The organism is Helicobacter cynogastricus (assembly GCF_900197855.1).
Classification (GTDB): Bacteria; Campylobacterota; Campylobacteria; order Campylobacterales; family Helicobacteraceae; genus Helicobacter; species Helicobacter cynogastricus.
This window is the reverse complement of sequence record NZ_FZMQ01000015.1, coordinates 1-4,588: the sequence shown is the minus strand read 5'-3', so window position 1 is coordinate 4,588 and position 4,588 is coordinate 1. Positions and strand designations below refer to the sequence as shown.

At 46.9% G+C, this 4,588-nt stretch carries 7 protein-coding genes; 3 read left to right on the top strand and 4 right to left on the bottom strand.

Annotated features, from left to right (window positions below):
- The 3 genes from nusB to kdsA all read right to left on the bottom strand — a co-directional run.
- On the bottom strand, nt 1-331 hold a 331-nt coding region (nusB, locus tag C6H00_RS06600), incomplete at its 3' end, for a transcription antitermination factor NusB (protein WP_104750212.1).
- The gene (gene ribH, locus C6H00_RS06595; RefSeq protein ID WP_104750211.1) at nt 331-804 is read right to left on the bottom strand and encodes a 6,7-dimethyl-8-ribityllumazine synthase; all 474 of its coding nucleotides are present in this window, start codon (nt 802-804) and stop codon (nt 331-333) included. The genes ribH and nusB, both read right to left, overlap by 1 nt.
- 9 nt (nt 805-813) lie before the next feature.
- On the bottom strand, nt 814-1,635 hold the full coding sequence (kdsA, locus tag C6H00_RS06590; protein WP_104750383.1) for a 3-deoxy-8-phosphooctulonate synthase: 822 nt from the start codon (nt 1,633-1,635) through the stop codon (nt 814-816).
- 77 nt (nt 1,636-1,712) lie between these two features.
- On the opposite strand from kdsA, the gene pyrF reads away from it, so the two are divergent.
- Genes pyrF through C6H00_RS06575 form a run of 3 tightly spaced genes read left to right on the top strand, consistent with a single transcriptional unit; the run spans nt 1,713 to nt 4,144 of the window.
- Complete coding sequence (gene pyrF, locus C6H00_RS06585) at nt 1,713-2,414, top strand: orotidine-5'-phosphate decarboxylase (protein WP_104750210.1); 702 nt, start codon at nt 1,713-1,715, stop codon at nt 2,412-2,414.
- On the top strand, nt 2,398-3,216 hold the full coding sequence (gene panC / locus C6H00_RS06580; protein WP_104750209.1) for a pantoate--beta-alanine ligase: 819 nt from the start codon (nt 2,398-2,400) through the stop codon (nt 3,214-3,216). Before pyrF ends, panC begins: the two co-directional genes overlap by 17 nt.
- A 1-nt stretch (nt 3,217) precedes the next feature.
- Nucleotides 3,218-4,144 (top strand): hypothetical protein, encoded by a 927-nt coding sequence (locus C6H00_RS06575; protein WP_104750208.1) that lies wholly within the window; start codon nt 3,218-3,220, stop codon nt 4,142-4,144.
- A gap of 11 nt (nt 4,145-4,155) precedes the next feature.
- On the opposite strand, the gene C6H00_RS06570 is transcribed toward C6H00_RS06575, so the two are convergent.
- On the bottom strand, nt 4,156-4,588 hold a 433-nt coding region (locus C6H00_RS06570), incomplete at its 5' end, for an outer membrane beta-barrel protein (protein WP_104750207.1).

The window sequence follows — 4,588 nt, the reverse complement described above, 5'->3', positions numbered from 1 at the left end:
TTTTGGAGAGTTCGATCGCCTCATTGATCACTACCACCGGGTTAGTGGGGGTGTGCAAAATTTCATACGCGCCTAAGCGCAAAATCGCACGCTCCATAGAACCTATGCGTGCCAAATCCCAGTCTTTTAAAAGGGGTGTGAGCGCGTTGTCCAAAGATGGTAAATGCGCAAGTGTGCCTTCTAAGAGCTCAAGAGCAAAGTGTTGTTGGGCGTTTCTAATTTTCTTTTGGGTGAGAAAATCTGGAGCACTCTTAAGCATGGCTTCATTCCCACTCTCATAGGCGTAAAGCAGGCCCACCACCGCTTCCCTAACCTGACTGCGAGTCGCCATTAGAGTTGAGGATAGAGATTGAGCAATTCGATCAAGGTTTGCATCGCCTCAAAGCCTTTATTGCCCGCCTTAGTGCCCGCACGCTCTAAGGCTTGTTCGATGTTATCAGTGGTGAGCAGTCCAAAACTCACGGGCAGACCATACTTTAGCGTGGTGTTGGCAATGCCCTTAGTGGCCTCCGCGCTCACATAGTCAAAATGTGGGGTCGCGCCTCGAATCACTGCTCCTAGTACACACACTCCATCATAATTTTTAGAGCACAAGAGTCTGTCCAACACAAAGGGCAGTTCATAGGCCCCGGGGACTCTGACCACGCTCAAATGCGCTAAATTGCCCCCATGCCGTTTAAAATTATCCAGCGCGCCCTCTACTAAGCGATCGCTCACCAAATGGTTAAAACGCGAAGCCAAAATCGCGACCTTTTCCTCCCCCTTAAGGCATAACTTGCCCTCAATATTTTTAAATTCCGCCATTGTAATCCTTTAGTGATGTTGTAGGCACGCTTGCAAGGTCAGTAAATCCTCCACTAGGGGGGTTAATTGTGCGGTGGGGATCATATTAGGCCCATCGCTCAAGGCGTTTTCTGGGCTCAAATGCGTTTCCATAAAAAAGCCATCTACGCCCACGGCTGCGCTTGCACGCGCTAAATAGGGCACAAAGGAGCTATCTCCTCCGCTCTTGCCCTGCGCACCCCCTGGCATTTGCACGCTATGGGTAGCATCAAAAATCACGGGCGCAAAAGCGCGCATGATGACCAAAGAGCGCATATCCACAACCAAATTCCCATATCCAAAACTCGCCCCACGCTCGCATAAATAAATCCCATATTCTAAACAGGCTCCATAGTTGGGGGTTTTGTAGGCTTGCTTGGCGCGGGTGTTCAAAGCCTTAAGCGCGCTATATTGCATGTCTTTTGGGTGCATAAACTGCCCTTTTTTGATATTAAGCGCGCGTTTAGTCTGTGCAGCCGCTACAATCAAATCGGTTTGACGGCATAAAAACGCTGGGATTTGCAAAACATCCACCACCTCAGCCACCGCCCCAGCCTGCGTGCTCTCGTGGATGTCTGTTAAGAGCTTGTAGCCAAATTTGCTCTTAATGCGATCGAGCATTTCTAAGCCCTTTTGCAAACCCGGACCGCGATAACTCTCTAAGCTGGTGCGATTTGCCTTATCAAAACTGGCTTTAAAGTAAAAATCAATGCGCGGGTCATCTGCTAGAGGTTTTAAAGCTTGGGCGATAGATTCTAGGGTGGGCATATCTTCAATCACGCAAGGACCGGTAATCAGCACGCATTTAGGGATTGACAAACTCTTATCCTTAAGTTGTATAATGGCGCATTGTAATTAGTTTTAGCTGAAAAAACCACAAGGAAATATGTATGCAACTCTGTTTGGCGTTGGATTTGAGCGAAAAAAAGGCGTGTTTGGATTTATTAGCACAACTTCGGGGCTTAGAACTTTGGATCAAATTAGGTTTAAGGGGTTTTGTGCGTGAAGGTCCTCAATTCGTGCAAACAATCCAAAACATGGGCTTTAAGGTATTCCTAGATTTGAAATTGCATGACATCAGCTACACCATGCAGGAAGCCGCGCTAGAATGCGCGAAATTGGGTGTGGAGATGATCACCTTGCATGCCAGCGCAGGAGAGAGCGCGCTAAAAAGTGTGGTGGAAAAAATGCGCGCTTTGAGCCGTGCGCCCTTGCTCATGGGGGTTACTATTCTAACTAGCCTAGACTCACAAGAGGTGGAGCAAGTCTATCACGCCCCCTTGCAGACTCAAGCCCTGCACTTGGCACAACTTTGTTTTAAAAGCGGGCTAGATGGGGTGGTTTGCTCTGTGCATGAGAGTTTGGAGATCAAACAAGCCACCAAAGCAGACTTTTTAACCTTGACCCCGGGCATTCGCCCCAATTTGCAAGATAGCCAAGATCAAAAGCGTGTGGGCACCATTCAAGACGCTTTACAAGCGAGGGCGGATTTTATTGTAATGGGCCGTCCCATTTACAACCACCCCAAACCCGCAGAGTTTATAGCCCAAATTTTAGAACAAATAGGAGGTTTGCATGCAAGTCTGCACTAAGGCTAACCAACTTGCCTCCTTTTGGGGGCAAAAAATCGGCTTTGTGCCCACGATGGGCGCGCTGCACCCCGGGCATGCTAGCTTGATTGAGCAAGCTAGGGCGCAAAATGATGTGGTGGTGGTGTCTATCTTTGTCAATCCGACCCAGTTTGGCCCCAATGAGGATTACCAAGCCTACCCTAGAACTCTGCAAGCAGATATGTCCCTGTGCGAGAGTTTAGGCGTAGATGTGCTCTTTACTCCAGACTCCGCACAGATTTACCCCTTTGGTGTGCCAGAGAGAATCACCCTCCAACCCCCCGCCTCTCTGTTAGGCTTTGAGGCAGATATGCGCCCTAAGCATTTTGATGGGGTGTTGCAGGTGGTGCTCAAACTCTTTAATCTCGTGCGCCCCAAACGGGCGTATTTTGGACAAAAAGATGCCCAACAACTCCTCATTATCCAGCACATGGTCGCCGATCTCTTTTTAGATATAGAGATTGTGCCCTGCCCCATCGTGCGCGATCATGATGGCTTAGCCCTAAGCTCACGCAATGTGTATTTAAGCTCTGAGGAGCGAGTAAGCGCGCTCAAACTTCCCCAAGCTTTAAACACCATACAAAAGGCGATCGCACGAGGAGAGCGCGATAGCGCGAAACTCATAAATTTAGGCTTAGAAATGTTGCAAGGGCTCAAGGTGCATTATTTGAGTGTGTGCGATCGCCGGTTAGTCCCTTTAAGTCAAATTGAAGCGCATCAAACTTTGATCTTGGCTGCGGTGCAAGTAGGGCAGGTGCGCTTATTAGATAATTTGTGGGTGTGAGATGAAGCAGACAGATATAGAGATCGTGGTAGAGGTGCTTAAAATCATTGGCGAGCCCATTAGTCCTAATCATATTTATGGCAGAGCGCAAGAGTTGTACAAACAAGGCAAGATCAAACACATGTTTCAATGGGGTGGTAAAACCCCCGAGCAAAGCTGTAGCGCAACCATTTATGAGGCCTTAAAAATTCCCGACAAACTCCCCTTTATCAAAGTGCAAGACAAACCAAAGGTTTTAATCGCCCTCAAAGATTCATCTTTGCTTACGCCTAAACCCACTCCTAAAGAACAACCCTCCAAAGAGCCTGTCCGTAAAGAACGGAATTTGCACCCGCGCTTAAGCTACATCGCCTACCACCAATGGGAGCTTTATACCAAAACCATTTACCATGAGGAGAGTAAAAAGTCTAAAAAGGGTATGGATAAATGGATTTACCCGGACATGGTGGGGGTGTCTTTTGCCTATAAAGACTTTGAATCCCCCAATGTGCGCAGTTTTATTAAAAAGTTTGACACCCTGCCCATTAAGCTAGTGAGCTTTGAGCTTAAAAGGGAACTTGATTTGGCTAGTTGCAGGGAGGCGTATTTTCAGGCGATCAGCAATAGCTCTTGGGCGCATGCAGGCTATTTGGTGGCGGGCACACTTGATAGAAACAACAAAGATTTAATGGAATTGCTTAAACAACTTAATCAGAGTTTTGGGATCGGGGTGATTGTCTTAGACATAGAGCGTATTGAGCAAAGCGCGGTTTTACTGAGTGCTAAAGAAAAAGAAAATTTGGACTACCAAACACTAGCTAAACTAGCCCAGCGCAATGAAAATTTTGACAAATTTCTTAAAAGCGTGGCGGATTTTGAGATCGAAAACCCCCAGCGTTACAAACACGAATTTGATAGTATTCTTAAAGATCTGCCCCCTCTAAACTAGGGGGCGTTGGTTTAGAAGTTGATCACATAGTTAGCAAAGACCCCCACTGTGCGTCTGAGGGTTTGCATGCCATAGTCGCCCTTCTTAGCAAGACCTTCTATGTTTTTGGTTGCTTCAAGCTTGACATAGGGGTCATCAATGGTGGGGATGCGCACACCAAACTCAAAACCTTGATGTTTGGTAAAGTTCATTCTAAAGCCAATGTTAAATAAGAACTGCACATAGGTAGGAGAAAAGGTAGCTTTTACCCCATCAACATCGTTGAAACCTGCTACGGCTTGTTTAGAAGCTTCGTTCAAAGTTTGGCAGTTGCCATTGTTATCTGTGATTGCGCATTGCCCATCGTATTTAGCTTCACCCATCAGCCATGAGCTCCCTCCAATCATTACACCGACAAAAGCCCCATAGGTTTGATCAGAGTTTTCATAAAAATTATAGAGAAAA